The sequence below is a fragment of the Bradyrhizobium sp. USDA 4452 genome, assembly GCF_054063575.1.
The window spans coordinates 984,122-1,001,904 of record NZ_JBSSGK010000001.1 but is presented as its reverse complement, the minus strand read 5'-3'; the positions used below and the strand labels follow the sequence as shown (position 1 = coordinate 1,001,904).

Here is a 17,783-nt window from a genome sequence, read left to right as displayed (position 1 = left end):
CGACGCGCCCCGCTTGAAAAGCCAGGAGATGCGCGGTGAGCGTGACGCAGCAACAGGTTCTTGATTGTCTTGCCAAGGTGATGTCGCCGCGCGGCACTGCCCTGACCAACGCCAATGTGCTGTCGGCGATCACGGTCACCGACGGCAAGGTGTTTTTTTCGATCAATGTCGACGCTGCGGAAGCCCGCGCCTGGGAGAGCGTGCGCGCGCAGGCCGAGAACGCCGTGCGCGCCATTCCCGGCGTCAGCGTCGCGATGATCGCGCTGACCGCGGAACGCAAGGCGGGCGGCGCGGCGCCGGCGCCGCGACCGGCCGGCGGCGTCCAGCCTGCGTCCGCGCACCGTCATCCGCACCCGCCCGGTACGCAATCGCCGATGGCGCGCCAGGCCGAGATCCCCGGCATCTCCGCCGTCATTGCGGTTGCCTCCGGCAAGGGCGGGGTCGGCAAGTCGACCACGGCGCTCAACCTCGCGCTCGGCCTGCGCGACATCGGCCTGCGCGTCGGGCTGCTCGATGCCGACATCTACGGCCCGTCGGTGCCGCGGTTGACCGGCATCCACGAGAAGCCGCAGCTCAACGACGACAAGAAGATGGTCCCGCTGCAGCGCTTCGGCCTGTCGATCATGTCGATCGGCTTCCTCGTCGAGGAGGACACCGCGATGATCTGGCGCGGGCCGATGGTGATGTCGGCAATCACCCAGATGCTGCGCGACGTCGCTTGGGGCACGCTCGACGTGCTGGTCGTCGACATGCCGCCCGGCACCGGCGATGCCCAGCTCACGCTGGCGCAGAACGTCCCGCTCAAGGGCGCCGTCATCATCTCGACGCCGCAGGACCTCTCGCTGATCGATGCGCGGCGGGGACTGGCGATGTTCAAGAAGGTCAATGTGCCGGTGCTCGGGATTGTCGAGAACATGAGCTATTTCCAGTGCCCGCATTGCGGCACGCGCTCGGACATCTTCGGCCATGGCGGCGCCCGCCACGAGGCCGAGAAGCTCGGGGTGCCGTTCCTCGGCGAGATTCCCCTGCATATCGCGATCCGCACCGCCTCCGATGCCGGCAACCCGGTGGTCGAGAGCGAACCGGACGGCCCGCATGCTGCGATCTACCGCGCGATCGGCAGCAAGGTCCGCGAGCAGCTGCAAGGCGTCATCGCCGCCGCCTGAGCCCCGTTGTCCCGGTGAGCCGATCGGCCTCAAAGGCCCGGATCCGGGCGGCCTTCTTCACAGGCCTGATGCCCTTGGGCGATTGCTGAATCGCGTCCGCCCTGTATGTTTGTCCAGTACTGGCCGAATCGTACCACCGTTCCGTCGATTGAAGGCGGGCACGGGCAGCCGAAATGCGGGAAGGGGCCGTGAGGCGACCGGCGACATGGCAGCACGCGACGGAAACAAGGAACGCCGCAAGCATCTGACACGGGAGAAGCGCGAAGAGGCTTCCCGGATGGCGTTCAACCTTTCGAAGAAATCCGACTCGATCGGCGAGGCCGCCATCGCGATCGCCAAGACGTTCGGCGTCAGCAAGACCACCGCGCAAAGCTGGATCCGGCGCGGGCGGCATTTGGCTGACAAGGCCAAGAAGGCGCGGGAGACGGCGCGGCGCTGATGGCCGCTGCAGCGCGGCGGTTGGGCGCCGGCCGGGCGGCTGCACGCGGCGATTTACCGCGCGATGGACGGCAAGCCCGCGAGCCGTCGTCGCAGCAGCCTGAGCCTGCATTTTCCGGCCTATTCCCGCATCATCAGACTTTCGTTTAATTGGTGCGGTCATGCCATTGTCGCGTTTCCGTGAAGCCGTCTTCCGTGTTAAAGGGCCGATCGAGAGCGCCTCGGCGGGCCTTTTTGCAAGTGTTCTGCTTGCAGACCTCCCGCCGGAGAACTGCTTACGGTCACTGGGAAACGCCCCTCAAGGAGAAGCCTTACGATGAAGCGTCGTGATTTTTTGAAAGTGTCTGCGGCCGGTGCTGCCGCGACGGCGGTTGCCGCGCCGGCGATCGCGCAGTCCTCGCCTGAAATCAAGTGGCGCCTGACCTCGAGCTTCCCGAAGTCGCTGGACACCATCTATGGCGGTGCCGACCAGGTGGCGAAGTATGTCGCCGAAATGACCGACAACAAGTTCCAGATCCAGGTGTTCGCGGCGGGTGAGATCGTCCCCGGACTGCAGGCGCTGGACGCGACCTCCAACGGCACGGTCGAGATGTGCCACACCGTCTCGTACTACTATGTCGGCAAGGACCCGACCTTTGCGATCTACGCGTCGGTGCCGTTCGGCCTCAACGCCCGCATGCAGAACTCCTGGTGGTACCAGGGCGGCGGCGAGGCGCTGGGCAACGAGTTCTTCAAGAAGTTCGGCGTGATCGGCTTCCCCTGCGGCAACACCGGCACCCAGATGGGCGGCTGGTTCCGCAAGGAGATCAAGACGGTCGCGGATCTCTCCGGCCTCAAATTCCGGATCGGCGGCATCGCCGGTCAGGTGCTGCAGAAGGTCGGCGTGGTGCCGCAGCAGCTCGCCGGCGGCGACATCTACCCGGCGCTGGAAAAGGGCACCATCGACGCCGCCGAGTGGGTCGGTCCCTATGACGACGAGAAGCTCGGCTTCCAGAAGGTCGCCAAATACTATTACTACCCGGGCTTCTGGGAAGGCGGCCCGACCGTGCACGCCTACTGCAACCTGGAAAAGTGGAACGCGCTGCCGAAGAACTACCAGGCGATCCTGAGCAACGCGACCGCCAACGCCAACACCTGGATGGCCGCGCGCTACGACATGCAGAACCCCTCGGCGCTGAAGCGGCTGGTTGCCGGCGGCACGCAGCTGCGTCCGTTCACCAACGAAGTGCTCGAGGCCTGCCTCAAGGCGACCAACGAGCTGTGGGGTGAAATCTCGGCCAAGAATGCCGACTTCAAGAAGTCGATCGACGCCATGCAGGCGTACCGTTCCGACCAATATCTGTGGTGGCAGGTCGCTGAATACACCTTCGACAGCTTCATGATCCGCTCGCGTACCCGCGGCTGATCCCGCTTCGAGCGTTCGCGAGCAGAGAACGCGCCAGAAGCTTCGACTTAAGTAGCCCGGCCCCCGCAAGGAGGCCGGGTTTTTTGCGTCTGGAATTCGCCGAGGGGATGTTCCATGCTCGCGTCCGAAGCCTCGGCACGAAGGCGGTCGCGTGATCGGTCACCGGTCATGGCGGCAAAGAAACGCAGCGCGACAATGCAAAGCAGTCGACGCTCGGACAACACAATCACACAGGGCAGGATTCAAAAAATGAAGCGCAGGGATTTCATCAAGGTCACGGGACTAGGTGTCGCCGGTGCCGCGACCGTCGCCGCGCCGGCGATCGCGCAGTCGATGCCGGAGCTGAAATGGCGTCTGACCACGAGCTGGCCGAAAACGCTCGACACGCTGCACGGCGGCGCCGAGCTGATGGCGAAGGCGGTCGGCGAAGCCACCGACAACAAATTCCAGATCCAGACCTTTGCCGCCGGCGAGATCGTGCCCGGCCTCCAGGTGCTCGACGCGGTGCAGAATGGCACGGTCGAGATGGGGCACACCGCGCCGTATTATTACTTCGGCAAGGACCCGACCTTCACCTTCGGCTCCTCGGTGCCGTTCGGGCCAAACATGCGGTTGAACCAGGCCTGGTACATTCTGGGCGGCGGCAAGGAGCTCCTGAACGACTTCTACAAAAGCTACAACGTTACCTCGCTGCTGGCCGGCAACACCGGTTGCCAGATGGGCGGCTGGTTCCGCAAGGAGATCAACAGCGTCGACGATCTCAACGGCTTGAAATTCCGCATCGGCGGCTTTGCCGGGCGCGTGATGCAGAAGCTCGGCTGCGTGCCGCAGCAGCTTGCTGGCGGCGACATCTATCCGGCGCTCGAGAAGGGCACGATCGACGCCGCGGAATGGGTCGGCCCCTACGACGACGAGAAGCTCGGCTTGTACAAGGTCGCGCCGAACTACTATTTCCCCGGCTGGTGGGAAGGCGGCCCGATGCTGGTGGCGATGATCAATCTCGACAAGTGGAACGCGCTGCCGAAATATTATCGCAACGTGCTCGAACAGGCCGGCCATCTCGCCAACAACTGGATGATGGCGCGTTACGATCAGGCCAATCCGCTTGCGTTGAAGAAGCTGCTCGCCAGCGGCACCAAGCTGCGTCCGTTCCCGGCCCCCGTGATGGAAGCCTCGTTCAAGGCGGCCAAGGAGCTGCACGCCGAGGTGGCGGCGACCAACGCCAACTTCAAGAAGGTCTATGACTCGCTGACGTCGTTCTCCAACAACGGCTATCAGTGGTTCCAGGTCGCCGAAGTCGGCTACGACAATTTCATGGCACGCCACTCTCAGGCCTGACACCGCTAACCTTGAGCGCAAGCAAAAACCCCGGGGCGAAGCTCTGGGGTTTTTCGTGCGCAACTGGCGCGGGCCTGGGCAGATGAGTAGTTTTTGGCCAGATTCGTGCTAACGTTGTTCAGGAGCGTGAATCAGGGCGCCAAATGCGTTTCCTCGGTCTTATGCTGCGGACGTTGTTTCTGACCCTTGTGGTGGTCATCACCGCTCGCGTCGCAAGCCCGCAAAACGAAACCATCTGGTCGGCCTACGAAACGCCGTCCGATTTGTTTCGCATCATCCTGGGCGCCGCGGTCTGCCTCTTCGTCGCCGTCCAGATATTCAGGTATTCCAGAGATCCCGCTGATATGCGCAGGTGGGTCGTCATCGGCGGCGCCGCGGTGCCGTTGGCGCTGCTCTGCGCGGTCGTCATCTGGTAGGCGCCTTCGCCGATCGCGTAGGCTCGGCGATCATCGCGCAAGCTTCGTCGATCAAACGGAAACGGCAATGACCGTACCGGCACACGGCTTTCGAAGCCCATCCCGGTGGCCGGTCCGGTCCGGTAGTGGCCGTTATAATGCCCTCCGCTCGGGCAGTAATTCGGATCCTGTCGCCCCCGATCGTCGATCTTCCGGCGATAGCTTCGCTGCTGATAGCGCGTCTGCCAGCAATTGCAGTTCTGGTCACACGCGAGCCGTACCTGAACGATGCTTGCGGGGCCCCGTGGCGACAGCCGCGTGACCTGAACGGGCGCTGCGCGGGCAACCGACGCAATCATGGCACCGGCTGTGGCGATGAGAAGCAGGCGCGTTGTATTTTTCATATGGGTCTCATCGAACCGATCAGCGTGAATCCCGGAAGCCAATTCAATTGCGAAGCCCGCCGTTATTTCCTTGGCGATGGCTTGGGCGGCGAGGCCGGAGGCGTCGGTACGGCACCTTGCGTCGTGCGGACCACCGGGTTCTTCTGCTCGGTGGGTCCGCCGAGATTGCCTGACTTTTTCGGACCGCCGATCGCGCTTTGTGCGGCCGCGGATCCCGCAGAGAGTGCAAGCAGAATTGCCGCCAGGGTGAGCATGTTCTTCATTCGTCGGTTCCTCCAGTCGAAAGCCTCGTATGGCGCGTGTCAGCGGGCCGCAGGCCTGTTTTCGCTGACCTGCTGCGGGGCGGCGACGGGCAAATCCTCCAGGGCACATTTGCGCCAGTCGTCGGACGTGCAGTTCGCCGGCCACCCGCCACCAAGCGCCATGAAAAGCGCGGCGCTGTCCGAGAGGCGCGTCGCCTGGGCCTGCACGCGGACCACTGCGGCTGTCAGATAGACCTGCTGGGCATTGAGCACGACCACCTGATTGACCTGCCCGAGCGCAAGCTGCTTCTGAATGATGTCGAGGCTGGCTTTGGCGGCGAGCTCGGCCTTGACCGCAGCCTGCAAGGCGCGCGCGTCGGCCTGCAGGCTGCGCAAGGCGTCGGCGACGTTCTGCATCGCCGTGACGACAGCCTGGCGATAGAGCGCATCCGCCTGGTCCACCGCGGCCTCCGCGGCCTTCTGCTTGTGGTAGAGCGTCAGGCCATCGAACAGCGGCTGGGTCGCGCTCGCGGCGATGACGTAGAAGCTGGTTCCCGGCGTGAACAGTTCGGCGAGGCTGAAGCCGGCGGCGCCGGCATTGCCGGTGATCGTGATGTTGGGCAGCCGTGCCGCGATCGACACGCCGACCTGGGCATTCGCCGAGTGCAGCAGCGCCTCCGCGGCCCTGACGTCCGGACGCTGGGCGATCATCTTGCTCGGCAGGCTCACCGGCAGGTGCGCGGGAAGCGCCAGGCGGTCGAGCGTGAACTTCTGCAGGATTTCATCCGCCGAGAATTGCCCGGCCAGCGACGTCAGCAGGTCACGCTGAACCGCGAGCTGCTTTTCGAGCGGCGGCAGCAGTTGCTCGGACTGGGCCAGCGCGGCCTCCTGCGCCAGCACGTCGACCTGGGCGGCGCCGCCCGCGTTGAACTGGTTCTTCACGATCTCCAGAATGCCGCGTTCGATCTTCACGACGCGCTGGATCGCGGCAATCTGGCCGCGCAGCGATGCTTCCTGGATCGCCGCGGTGACGACGTTGGCCGTCAGGGTGAGATAGGCCGCTTCCAGCTGGAACAATTGCTGCTCGGAGATCGCATCGAGGCTCTCGACCGCACGAATGTTCTGGCCCCAGATATCAGGCACGAAGCTGACATTCAGTTGCGCGGTATGGAGCGAGAATACCGACGGAGACTGGCCACCCGGGCCCGAACCCGATGCGCCGGAGATTTGCTGCTGGGACGGCGTGTAGTTTGCGCCGATCTGCGGGAAGAACAGCCCGCGCTGGGCCAGCGCGTTGTACTGCGCGATCCTGATCGATGCCTCTGCCGCCTGCAAGGACGGGTTGTGCTCGACCGACATCTTGATCAATTCGTCGAGCGGCTTCGAGCGGAATGCCGTCCACCACCGCAGCGACACGTCCTCTCCGGTGACGAAGTGCTGCTTGGGCACGCTGGGGCCGCCCGGGCTCGTGCTGGGGGAAGCTAGCTTCTCGGGTGTGTAGCGATCGACGTCGGGGGCAGGCGGCGGCACGAAATTCGGCCCGACGGCGCAGCTCGCCAGCAGCAGCCCGGCGGCGCCAGCGCCAAGCATCGGGCGCAGCGCGCGCCGTCCGCCCGGCGCGAGCGTGGCAACAATCCGTGCGACGATCTCGGACATCAGGCGCCCCCTTCATGCGCCGCTTCGGGGGGCGCCACGGCAGCCGCCTCATCGGGAGAGGCTACGGGCTCGCGCGACAGGAAGATCTTGCGCAGCGCAGGCGCCACGATCAGCAGCAGCAGCGGGCCGATGAACATGCCGCCGACCACCACGGTCGCGAGCGGCCGCTGCACCTGGCTGCCGATGCCATGCGACAGCGCCGCCGGGAACAGTCCGACACCGGCGGACAGCGCGGTCATCAGCATCGGCCGCATGCGTTGCTCGGCGCCGTTGAACACCGCCTCCGCGATGCTCATGCCCGAGGCCCGCAATTCGCGGAAATAAGTGATGTTGAGGATGCCGTCCATGACAGCGACGCCGAACAGCGAGATGAAGCCGATCGCGGCCGAGATCGAGAAGTCGAGCCCGGCGAGGTACAGCGCGATCAGGCCGCCGCCGACCGCGAACGGTATGCCGGCCAGTGCCAGCAGGCTGTCGCGCAGCGAGTTGAACAGGCTGTAGAGCAAGACGAAGATCAGCAGCAGCGTCACCGGCACGACGATCATCAGCCGGGCCTTGGCGGCTTCGAGATTGTCGAATTCGCCGGACCAGATCATCCGGTAGCCGGTCGGAAGCTGCACCGCCTCGGCGACGCGCGTCTGCGCCTCCGCCACCGTGCTGCCGAGGTCGCGGCCGCGCACGCTGAACTTGATCGGGATGTAGCGCTGGCTGCGCTCGCGATAGATGAAGGATGCGCCGGTATCGAGCGAGATGTCGGCAAGCTCGCTCAGCGGGATGTAGGCGTTGGTGCCGGACGGCGTCTGGTAGGCCACCTTGATCTCGCGCACCTCGTCGATGCTCTGGCGGAATTTCGGGTCGAGCCGCACCACGACGCCGAACTGCCGGTCACCCTCCAGCACCGTCGTCGCGCTGGTGCCGCCGAGCGCCGCCTGGACGACGGTCGTCACGTCGCCGGTATTGAGACCGTAGCGCGCAGTCTTCTCGCGGTTGACCTTGATATTGAGGTTGGGCTGCCCGACCAGGTGGAAGATGCCGAGATCGGCAACGCCGCGGATCTTGGCCATCTCCTGCGCGACCTTGGTCGCGAGCTGTTCGAGCACGGCGAGGTTGGGACCGATAATCTTGACCGAGTTCGCGCCCTTGACCCCCGACAGCGCCTCCTCGACGTTGTCCTGGATGTATTGCGAGAAGTTGAAGGCGACGCCGGGCAGTTCCTCGTCGAACTCCTTCTGCAATTCCTCGGTGAGCTTCTCCTTGGTCAGGCCGGGCGGCCACTGGTCGAACGGCTTGATCGGCGCGAACAGCTCGACGTTCGCGAATGGCGAGGCGTCGCTGCCATTGTCGGGGCGGCCATGCTGCGACACCACCGTGATGATCTCTGGGTGACGCAACAGGATCTCGCGCATCTTGCGGGTCGGCTGGGTGCCGGCGTCTAGCGACATGGTCGGCGGCATCGAGGCGCGAATCCAGAAATTGCCTTCCTCCAGCGCGGGCAGGAATTCGCTGCCGAGCCGGCTCGCGGCAAGGCCGCTCAGTCCGAGGAAGATGATGCCGGTTGCGACCGCGACCCTCAGATGCGTCAGCGACCAGCGCAGCACGGGCGTGTAGGCCTTGCGCAGCGAGCGCACGATGATCGTTTCGGTTTCCTCGATATGCTTCGGCAGCAGCAGCGATGCCAGCACCGGCGTCACCGTGAATGTCGCCAGCAGCGCGCCGGCTAGCGCGTAGCCGTAGGTTCGCGCCATCGGGCCGAAGATCTGGCCTTCGACGCCCTGCATGGTGAACAGCGGCACGAACGCGGTGACCGTGATGGCCGCGGTGAAGAACACAGCCTTGTCGACCTGCAACGCGCTGACGAAGATCATGCGCAGCCGCTCGGTCCAGCCCGGCGCGGGCTGGCCGTTTCGCGCCGTGGGATCGTCTCCCCAGTAGCCCTCGGCGAGGTGTTGCAGCACCCGCAGCCGGTTCTCGGGACTGGACTGGAAATTGCGGAAGATGTTCTCCATCATGATGACGGCGGAATCGACGATGATTCCGAAGTCGACGGCGCCGAGCGACAGCAGATTGGCGTCCTCGCCCTGCAGCACCAGGATGATGATCGCGAAGAACAGCGCGAACGGGATATTGGCGCTGACGATCAGCGCGCTGCGCAGATCGCCCAGGAAGACCCACTGGATCACGAACACCAGCAGGCAGCCGAACATCAGATTGTGCAGCACGGTGTGGGTCGTCACATTGACCAGCGAGGTGCGGTCGTAATAGGGGACCACCTTGACGCCGGGCGGCAGGGTGCCGTCGCTGTTGATCTTGGCGACTTCCTCCTCGACCTTCGGCACGATGTCGTTGGTGTGTTGCGTGCGGCCCATCACGACGATCGCCGCCGCGACGTCGTCGTCCTTGTCCTTGCCGGCGATGCCGAGCCGCGGCACATAGCCGACCGACACTTTAGCGACGTCCTTGATCTGGATCGGCAGTCCGTTGGACTGGGTCAGGACGACGTTCTCGATGTCCCGTACCCGGTAGCCCTTGGTGATGTCGTCATCGCCGCCTGAATTGATCAGGCCGATGCCGCGGATGTTGACGGATTGCTGGCCGATCGCAATTTCGCGGCCACCGACATTGATGTTGGCATTGCCGAGCGCGCTGATCAGCTGCGGCACGGTGATGTTGTAGGCTTCGAGCTTGGCCAGATCGGCGTCGACGTTGAACTGCTTGGTGGTGCCGCCCCAGGCATTGATCTGCACCACACCGGGAAGCGTCATCAGCCGGCGGGCGACGACGTAGTCCTGCAAGGTCCTGAGATTGGTCAGCCCGAAATTCGGCGGACCGACCAGCTGGTAGCGGTAGATCTCGCCGACCAGGCTCGATTGCTGGATCTGCGGGATCTGATTGCCGGGCAGCTGAACGTTCTGCGTCAGGCTGTTGGTGGCCTGCGAGAGCGCGAAATAATAATCGACGCCGTATCGGAACGTGACCCGCACGAACGACAGGCCGTAGAACGAGGTCGAGCGGATGTTGACGACGCCCGGCGTCGAGTACAGCCCGACCTCCATCGGGATCGTATAGTACTTCTCCATCTCCTCGGCGGAGAGGCCGGCGGCCTGGGCCGTGATCTCGAGGATGACGGGAGCCGGGTTCGGGTAGGCCTCGATGTTCAGTTTGGTGAAGGCGGCGAAGCCGGCGGCGCAGAACACGGCGAGGCCGAGCACGATGACGGCGCTTCGGGTCAGACCGAATTGAAGGAGGCTCTTGATCAAGATGCTGTACTACTCTCGAGCGGACGAAGGCGCGGTTGGCGCGGGCTAGCCGGTGACCGCGTTGGCGAACTTGTTGCTGAGGAAGATCGCGCCCGTGGAGGCAACCTTCTCGCCGGCCGCCAGGCCGTTGAGGATCTGCCGCCAGCCATCCTGCTCCATGCCGATCGTCACCGTGCGGCGGTCGAACTTGCGGCCGTCGGTCGTGACCCACACCGTCATCGTTCCGTCGCCCTCGCGCACGATGGCGTCCAGCGGAGCGCTGACCGACAGCTTTGGCGGCTCGGTTTCGATGGTGAAGCTCGCCAGCATGCCTGCGCGCAGCTTGTGCTGGGGATCGTCGATCACCGAGCGCACCAGCTGGCGATGCGAGTTCGGATCGATATTGAGGCCAAGCGTCGTCACGCGGCCGCGAAACACCTCGTTCGGATAGGCCGGCACCCGCACCTCGACCGGTTGGCCGATCCGGTAGGACGGGGCGTCGGTCTCGATCACATTGGCGACCATCCACATCGTCGAGATGTCGGCCAGCGAATAGGGCGCGGGCGCATTGCCGGGTTGCACGAACAGACCCGGCGCGGCATTGCGCGCGATGATCCGGCCCGAAATTGGGCTCGGCACCACCAGGATGGAATCGACCTTGCGGTCAGCGACGATGCGGTCGATCTCGGCGTCGGTCTTGCCGAAGATGCGCACCGCGTTGCGTCCGGCCTTGTAGTTGCCTTCAGCCGTCTGTTGATCCGACGTCGCCTGGTCGACGTCCTTTTGTGCGCCGCCGCCGGTCTTCAAGAGCTGCCTGACCCGCGCCAGCGTCCTGGTCTGCAGTTCGAGCACGCCGGCCGCGGCGAGCAGCGACGACTCGGCCTGCAGCAGATCGGGGCTGTCGATCGTGAACAGCGTATCGCCCTTTGCAACTTCGTCACCGACATTGAGGGGCGTGTCAACGATCCTGCCGGGATTTGGGGTAAACGCCTGCACCAGCATGTTCTGGTTGAAGTCGATCGAGCCGACTGCGTTTTTCAGGGTCCGGAACGAGCGCTGCTCCGCGGCCATGACCTTCAGGGAGGCTGCCTGCTTGTCGCTTAGCGTGACGTATTGCTGCTCGACGTTGACGTCCTGCCGCGCGGTGTCTTGCGCGGCCTTGGCGTTCACCACACCATCGGCGCGCGTCGTGAGCCACGCGCCGGCGAGAAGCGCCGCCAGCACCGGCATCGCCGCAAAGCCCATATACTTCATTCGAAATGACATCGCCCGCCGCCAATACTGCATGAAAGCCTCGCGCGAGAGACGAGGTCTTGCCGCATGGCGGGCCGTCGTCCGATCTCCCGTTGAGAACAAATGAACAGATATCAGGGCTAGCTGACGCCAGGCTTACATTTGTCCTTTTCAAGCGTGCGCCCGGCGCGCAAATTTGATTGCGGCGGGTGCCGGTTTATCTATTTTGCGTGGGACTAGGGGCTGCCGCGCATAGCCAAAAAGTAGCGCTCTGAGCGGTAATCCAGCGTTGTGCTTAAATGCGTATCGTTTGCACGTCGGGACTGCTCAGCGCGCGATCTGTTGCGGAATTGTCGCTTGGCTGGCGCATCGCAACAAGGTGTGTAAACAGAACGCCGATTGAATGAAGACAGGACTGCTGCAATGCGCCTTCTGATCGTCGAGGACAATCTCGAGCTCTCGCGGTTGCTCGCGAGCGGGCTGATGGCGGCAGGATACGAGTCCGACATCGTCAACAGCGTTGCCGAAGCGCGCGATGCGCTGCGTAGCGTCAGCTATGCTGCCATGATCCTCGATCTCAGTCTGCCCGACGGCGATGGCCTGACGGTGCTGGCGGAGCTTCGCCGCAGGAACGACCCGCTGCCGGTCCTGGTGCTGACCGCGCGCAACGGCCTTCAGGATCGGGTCAACGGCCTGCGCAGCGGTGCCGACGACTATCTCGCGAAGCCGTTTGCGCTGGAAGAGCTGGTGGCGCGGCTCGAGGCCGTCCTGCGCCGGCCCGGTCAGTTGCTCGGCTCCTCGCTGAAGCTCGCCAATCTCGTCTACGACACCGAGAGCAAGCAGGTGTTCGTCGACGGCACGCCGCAGGTCTTCTCGGCGCGCGAGACCTCGGTGTTGGAGATCCTGCTGCGGCGGCAGGGGCGGGTGGTGCCGAAAAAGAACGTCGAGGACCACATCTTCGGATTGTCGGGCGAAGTCGCCTCGAATGCCGTCGAGGTCTACGTGTCGCGCCTGCGCAAGCTGCTTACCGAGCACCGCGCCAAGGTCATCATCCATACTATTCGCGGCGTCGGCTATCTGATGGCGGAGGAGAAATAGGGGTGTTCCGCTTCACGTCGCTGACCTCGCGGATCGTGTTCCTGCACATCGTGGCGGTCGCGGTCGCCGCGATCTTCCTGCCGCTGCTGCTGCTGTGGCTCTTGAATTCGGAGATCAACCATCTGCATAGCGAAGCGATGCGCGATCAGGCCGCCGATCTCGGCCAGAACCTCTCGGTCGATTCCGACGGCAAGGTTCAGCTCAACCTGCCGGACAGCCTGAAGGGGCTCTATTCCGACGCCTATGGCCGCTACCGCTACGACATCTACGATGCGGACGACAATCTGCTGTTCTCGTCGCATCGCGGAGCGCCGCGACCGCCGGCCCTGGCCGACCGGATTTCCGGCGCCAGCGCCACCCAGCTCGTCGGCGGCCAGACGCTGCGAATCCAGGTCGCCGAGGACCTCTCGCATCGCGACGTCATCATCGATGACATCGTTTCCAACTTCTTCCGCCGGGTCGGCTGGATCACCATCCCGATCCTGCTGATCCTGCTGGCCACCGACATCCTGATCTTCCGCCGCGCCGTGATTCCGCTGCTGCGGGCTTCCGAGGAGGCCAGGGCCATCGGGCCGGCCAGGACCGACATTCGTCTGCCGACGGAGGGGATTCCGAGCGAGATCCTGCCGCTGGTGACCGCCGTCAACCAGGCCTTCGATCGTCTGGAGGACGGGTTTCACGTGCAGCGCCAGTTCACCGCCGATGCCGCGCATCAGCTGCGCACTCCGCTTGCGATCCTGAGGACCCGCATCGAGACGCTGGATGTGGCCAAGGGGACCAAGGAGCTGCATGCCGACATCGAGAGCATGAGCCGGATCGTCAGCCAGCTGCTCGAGATCGCCGAGCTCGATACGCTGGTGCTGGATCCTGGCGAAACCGCGGATCTGCGCGCGGTGTGCGCCGAGGTGGTCGGCTCGATCGCGCCCTATGCGCTGGCGCAGCGGAAAGACATCGCGCTGCGCGGCGCCGACGGCCCGGTGCAGGTCAAGGGCAATGCCGAGATGCTGCAGCGCGCGATCTTCAATCTGGCCGAGAACGCCATCAAGTACACTGCGGATGGGACCTCGGTCGATGTCGAGGTGCACGAGGACGGCTCGGTGCAGGTGCGCGATTGCGGGCCGGGGATTGCGCCCGCCGAGCAGGGGCTGGTGTTCCAGCGCTTCTGGCGCGGCGAGCGCCAGCGCCAGCGCACGGACGGGGCGGGGCTCGGGCTCTCGATCGTCCGCGGCGTTGCCGACGATCACGACGCGACGATCAAGGTCGAGAACCTGCCGTCCGGTGGCGCCCAGTTCACGCTGAGCTTCCACCTCGCCAGAACGGAGCCGGCGTCCGCCTGAGGACCTCGGCCGCGGCAGCCGTCGGGCCGGCCCGGCTTACTTCACCTTGCCGTCGGACAGATCCATGATGATGCGCGTGGTCAGGTACAGCCGCGGCACGATGCTGTTGATCTGCACATACTCGGCATCATTGGAGTGCGCGCCGAAGCCCGAGAGGCCCATGCCTTCGACCACGGCTCCCTTGCTCTTCAGCGCGGCAAACGCAGCGTCGGTGCCGCCGCCCGTGGCCCGCTCGGCGACGTTCAGCGGCATGCCGAGTTCCTGATAGATCGTCTTGCCGTGGCCGGCCACGCGGCGCGAGGCGTCGTTGGCTTCGAGCGGCGGGCGACGTACCTCGAACTTCACCTCGACCTTGGAGTCGGGCAGCAGGCGGTTCTTGATCTTGTCCTGCAGCGCCGTCTCGAGCTCGTCGAAGTCGGACACCTTGAGCGCGCGTGCATCGGCCTGGGCGGAGGCTTCGGCGGGGATCACGTTGCGGTTGGTGCCGGACTTGGAAACCGTCCAGTTCAGCTTCAGGCCCTGTTCGGGCTTCGACAGGTCCTTCATCTGCAGCACCTGGTGTGACAGCTCATAGAGCGCATTCACGCCGCCTTCGGGCCTCGCGCCCGCATGTGACGACTTGCCATGCACCGTGAGATAGGCCGAGCCAATGCCGCTGGTGGCGAGGCGGAGCGTGCCGCTGGCGTCGCTGCCTTCGAACGAGAACACGGCATCCTGCTCTGAGGCGACGCGGGTGATGGTGCTGCGCCAGCCGGGCGAGGAGATCTCCTCGTCGCCGTTGATCAGCACGGTGAGCGTGCCGTAATCCTTGAAGTTCAGCTTCTGCAGCAGCGCCACGCTGTGCAGGATGGTGGCGATGCCCTGCTTGTCGTCGGCGATGCCGAGCCCGTAGGCCTTGTCGCCATCGACGCGGAAGGGTTGGTCCTTCAGCATGCCCTTGAGATACACCGTGTCCATGTGCGCGATCAGCATGATCTTCGCGCTGCCGGTGCCCTTGAAGACCGCCTGCACGGCGGGGCCGATCTTCTCCGGCGTGTCGTCCAGCCGGTAGATGTCGGTGGTCTGCAGGATGTCCACCGCGCCGCCGAGCTCCTTGAGCTGGCCGGCGATGCGCGCGGCGATCTGGTTGAGGCCCTCGAGGTCCTTGCTGCCGGATTCGATCTGCACGAGGTCGCGCAGGGTGTCGAGCAGCGGCTGCTGCTCCTGTTGCGCCAGTGCGCGAATGTCGGCCGCCGGCGCCGCATGCGCCACGGCAACGGCAAACGCCAGGCTGAGCGAGGCGACGAGCGGACGAACGAAGGAGCGGGCGGGATGCGGTTGGGGCATGGGCGGCGGTCTGTGAGTTGGAGGACGATGCATGCCCCCGCGTCTTCACAGGACTCGCCGCCGCCGTCAACGGTTCCGGCACGCCCCGCTTCCGCAGGGCACGCCGCCGATGCCGGCTACTGCTTCGGTTGCCCGAAGTCGAGCGGCGGCAGCTCGATCTGCGGCACCTCGATCTTGACCTTGTTGAGGTCGACATCGAGCGGCTTGTCGAGCAGTCCGGTGACCACGACCGGGAACGCGATCACCAGCGCCACCATGATCGCCTGCAGCCCGATCCAGGGCATTGCGCCCCAGTAGATGTCGGAGCTCTTCACTTCCTTCGGCGCCACGCCGCGCAGGTAGAACAGCGCGAAGCCGAACGGCGGATGCAGGAACGAGGTCTGCATGTTGACGCACAGCATCACGCCGAACCAGATCAGCGCGGCGTCCGGCCCGACCACCGGCGCCAGCACCTTCTGCGCGATCGGCGCGATCATCGGCAGGATGATGAAGGCGATCTCGAAGAAGTCGAGGAAGAACGCCAGGAAGAAGATGAAGATGTTGATGAAGATCAGGAAGCCCCAGACGCCGCCGGGCAGCGAGGTCAGATGGTGCTCGAGCCAGGTGCCGCCGGACACGCCGAGGAACACCACCGAGAAGCAGGTCGAGCCGATCAGGATGAAGGTGACCATGCAGGTGATGCGCATGGTGGTCTCGTAGCCCTGCTTGATCAGGTCGCGCAGGTCCGGGATCTTGACCGCCTCGAGGCAGATCCAGACCACCGCGAGATAGGTGATCGCAAACGCCAGCCTGAAGATCAGGTTCTCGCTGTAGAGCATCGCGATGATGGTGCCGATGCCGCCGGCGATCACGCCGATGATGAGCACCTTGCGGCCGGTCGCGCTGAAATCCTTGTGGTGGATCGCGGCGAGCACGATGGCGCCGACCGCGCCCATGGCGCCGGCTTCCGTCGGGGTCGCAAGGCCCATCATCATGGTGCCGAGCACGACGAAGATCAGCACCGCGGAGGGAATGATGCCGAGCAGGCACTTCTTCCACAGCGCCCAACCGGTCAGCGTGCGCGCCTCGATCGGTACCGCCGGCACATGGCTCGGCTTGAAGATGCCGAGCAGGAAGGTGTAGCCGGCGAACAGCAGGATCTGGAACACCGACGGGCCCCAGGCGCCGAGATACATGTCGCCGACCGATTTGCCGAGTTGGTCGGCGAGCACGATCAGGACGAGGGAGGGAGGGACGAGTTGCGTGATGGTGCCGGAAGCGGCCAGCACGCCGGTGATGTAGCGGATGTTGTAGCCGTAGCGGATCATCACCGGCATCGAGATCAGCGCCATCGCGATCACCTGCGCCGCCACCGTGCCGGTGATGGCGCCGAGGATGAAGCCGACGATGATCACGGAATAGCCGAGGCCGCCGCGGATCGGGCCGAACAGCTGGCCCATCGAGTCCAGCATGTCCTCGGCCAGCCCGCATCGCTCCAATATCGCGCCCATGAAGGTGAAGAACGGGATCGCGAGCAACAGTTCGTTGGAGAGCACGCTGCCGAAGATGCGGCCCGGGATCGCCTGCAGGAAGTTGAGGTCGAAGAAGCCGAGATAGATGGAGAGGAACCCGAACGACAAGCCGACCGCGGCGAGCGTGAACGCCACCGGATAGCCGATCAGCATCGCAACGATCAGGCCGCCGAACATCAGTGGCGGCATCATCTCCAGCGTAATCGTCATTGCGTCGGCCTCTCGTACTTCGCGTCGATCGTCACATAGCCTTGCAGCGCGGCGATCCGCTTGATCACCTCGGAGACGCCCTGTAACGCAAGCATCACGAAGCCGGACGGGATAACGAACTTGATCGGCCAGCGTAAGAGGCCGCCGGCATTGCCGCTCATCTCGCCGACCGCATAGGCCTGGTAGAAGAACGGCCAGGACAGATAGGCCAGCAGCAGGCAGGACGGGATCAGGAAGAACAACGTGCCGATCAGGTCGAGCCAGAGCTGGCCGCGTTCGGACAGCATCAGATAGAGGATCTCGACACGGACATGCTCGTTGCGCTTGAAGGTGTAGGAGGCGCCGAACATCACGAGGATCGCGAACATGTACCACTGCGCCTCGAGCCAGCCGTTCGAGGAGTAGCTGAACGCGTAGCGGATCATGGCATTGCCGGCGCTGACCAGGCAGGCGATCAGCACGAGCAGATTGCAGACATAGCCGATCTTCTCGTTGAGTCGGTCGATGGCCTGACTCAGTGCCAACATTGGGCGCATCACGATCTCCACGGTCGCGCGATTCGCGCGCCGAATATCTTCTCAAGCATCATCTGGCCGCCGCACGCACGCGCACGGAGCCACGGCTCACCTTCAGGAGCAGTTGCAAGCGATCGTCCTCCCCCGAAAATCCGCTTCCGCCGTTGTTGGTGCTCTTGGCTGCCGGATCGTCGGCAGGTGCCGACAGGGGGCAGCGGCCTATCCGGCCAGGCGAGCGTGAAAGCCGGGGCACCAAATCAGCGCCGCGGAACG

At 64.7% G+C, this 17,783-nt stretch carries 14 protein-coding genes; 6 read left to right on the top strand and 8 right to left on the bottom strand.

Annotation, left to right across the window (positions count from 1 at the left end):
* The first annotated feature begins 35 nt into the window (after positions 1–35).
* The 4 genes from ACVISU_RS05080 to ACVISU_RS05065 all read left to right on the top strand — a co-directional run bounded on the left by ACVISU_RS05080 (position 36) and on the right by ACVISU_RS05065 (position 4,347).
* Positions 36–1,166, top strand: coding sequence for an Mrp/NBP35 family ATP-binding protein (locus ACVISU_RS05080; RefSeq protein WP_456706196.1), 1,131 nt, complete (start codon positions 36–38; stop codon positions 1,164–1,166).
* Between the two features lie 205 nt (positions 1,167–1,371).
* Complete coding sequence (locus tag ACVISU_RS05075; RefSeq protein ID WP_456706195.1) at positions 1,372–1,605, top strand: hypothetical protein; 234 nt, start codon at positions 1,372–1,374, stop codon at positions 1,603–1,605.
* Positions 1,606–1,920: 315 nt separating this feature from the next.
* Positions 1,921–3,009 (top strand): TRAP transporter substrate-binding protein, encoded by a 1,089-nt coding sequence (locus tag ACVISU_RS05070; RefSeq protein ID WP_375780394.1) that lies wholly within the window; start codon positions 1,921–1,923, stop codon positions 3,007–3,009.
* A gap of 249 nt (positions 3,010–3,258) precedes the next feature.
* The gene (locus tag ACVISU_RS05065; protein ID WP_050400272.1) at positions 3,259–4,347 is read left to right on the top strand and encodes a TRAP transporter substrate-binding protein; all 1,089 of its coding nucleotides are present in this window, start codon (positions 3,259–3,261) and stop codon (positions 4,345–4,347) included.
* A gap of 244 nt (positions 4,348–4,591) precedes the next feature.
* Here ACVISU_RS05065 and ACVISU_RS05060 read toward each other — a convergent pair whose 3' ends face one another.
* The 5 genes from ACVISU_RS05060 to ACVISU_RS05040 form a co-directional block, all read right to left on the bottom strand.
* A complete protein-coding gene (locus ACVISU_RS05060; protein WP_456706194.1) occupies positions 4,592–5,146 on the bottom strand; it encodes a hypothetical protein in 555 nt (184 codons plus the stop codon).
* A 62-nt stretch (positions 5,147–5,208) separates the two neighbouring features.
* A complete protein-coding gene (locus ACVISU_RS05055; RefSeq protein WP_050400274.1) occupies positions 5,209–5,409 on the bottom strand; it encodes a hypothetical protein in 201 nt (66 codons plus the stop codon).
* A 39-nt stretch (positions 5,410–5,448) separates the two neighbouring features.
* Positions 5,449–7,044, bottom strand: coding sequence for an efflux transporter outer membrane subunit (locus ACVISU_RS05050; protein ID WP_050400275.1), 1,596 nt, complete (start codon positions 7,042–7,044; stop codon positions 5,449–5,451).
* On the bottom strand, positions 7,044–10,301 hold the full coding sequence (locus tag ACVISU_RS05045; RefSeq protein ID WP_456706193.1) for an efflux RND transporter permease subunit: 3,258 nt from the start codon (positions 10,299–10,301) through the stop codon (positions 7,044–7,046). The genes ACVISU_RS05050 and ACVISU_RS05045 overlap by 1 nt, the downstream gene beginning before the upstream one ends.
* A gap of 45 nt (positions 10,302–10,346) precedes the next feature.
* Entirely contained in the window at positions 10,347–11,546 is a 1,200-nt protein-coding gene (locus ACVISU_RS05040) for an efflux RND transporter periplasmic adaptor subunit (RefSeq protein WP_456706192.1), read from the bottom strand.
* Between the two features lie 390 nt (positions 11,547–11,936).
* Here ACVISU_RS05040 and ACVISU_RS05035 point away from each other — a divergent pair, with 390 nt between their 5' ends.
* Both ACVISU_RS05035 and ACVISU_RS05030 read left to right on the top strand, forming a co-directional pair.
* Positions 11,937–12,611, top strand: a complete 675-nt coding sequence (locus tag ACVISU_RS05035) for a response regulator transcription factor (RefSeq protein ID WP_050400277.1) — start codon at positions 11,937–11,939, stop codon at positions 12,609–12,611.
* 2 nt (positions 12,612–12,613) lie between these two features.
* Positions 12,614–13,948, top strand: coding sequence for a sensor histidine kinase (locus tag ACVISU_RS05030; RefSeq protein ID WP_456706191.1), 1,335 nt, complete (start codon positions 12,614–12,616; stop codon positions 13,946–13,948).
* A 36-nt stretch (positions 13,949–13,984) separates the two neighbouring features.
* On the opposite strand, the gene ACVISU_RS05025 is transcribed toward ACVISU_RS05030, so the two are convergent.
* From ACVISU_RS05025 to ACVISU_RS05015, 3 genes are all read right to left on the bottom strand, one after another.
* The gene (locus ACVISU_RS05025) at positions 13,985–15,274 is read right to left on the bottom strand and encodes a M20/M25/M40 family metallo-hydrolase (protein ID WP_456706190.1); all 1,290 of its coding nucleotides are present in this window, start codon (positions 15,272–15,274) and stop codon (positions 13,985–13,987) included.
* Between the two features lie 116 nt (positions 15,275–15,390).
* Positions 15,391–16,995, bottom strand: coding sequence for a TRAP transporter large permease (locus tag ACVISU_RS05020; RefSeq protein ID WP_050400280.1), 1,605 nt, complete (start codon positions 16,993–16,995; stop codon positions 15,391–15,393).
* Positions 16,992–17,531 (bottom strand): TRAP transporter small permease subunit, encoded by a 540-nt coding sequence (locus tag ACVISU_RS05015; protein ID WP_050400305.1) that lies wholly within the window; start codon positions 17,529–17,531, stop codon positions 16,992–16,994. The genes ACVISU_RS05020 and ACVISU_RS05015 overlap by 4 nt, the downstream gene beginning before the upstream one ends.
* Between the last annotated feature and the right edge of the window lie 252 nt (positions 17,532–17,783).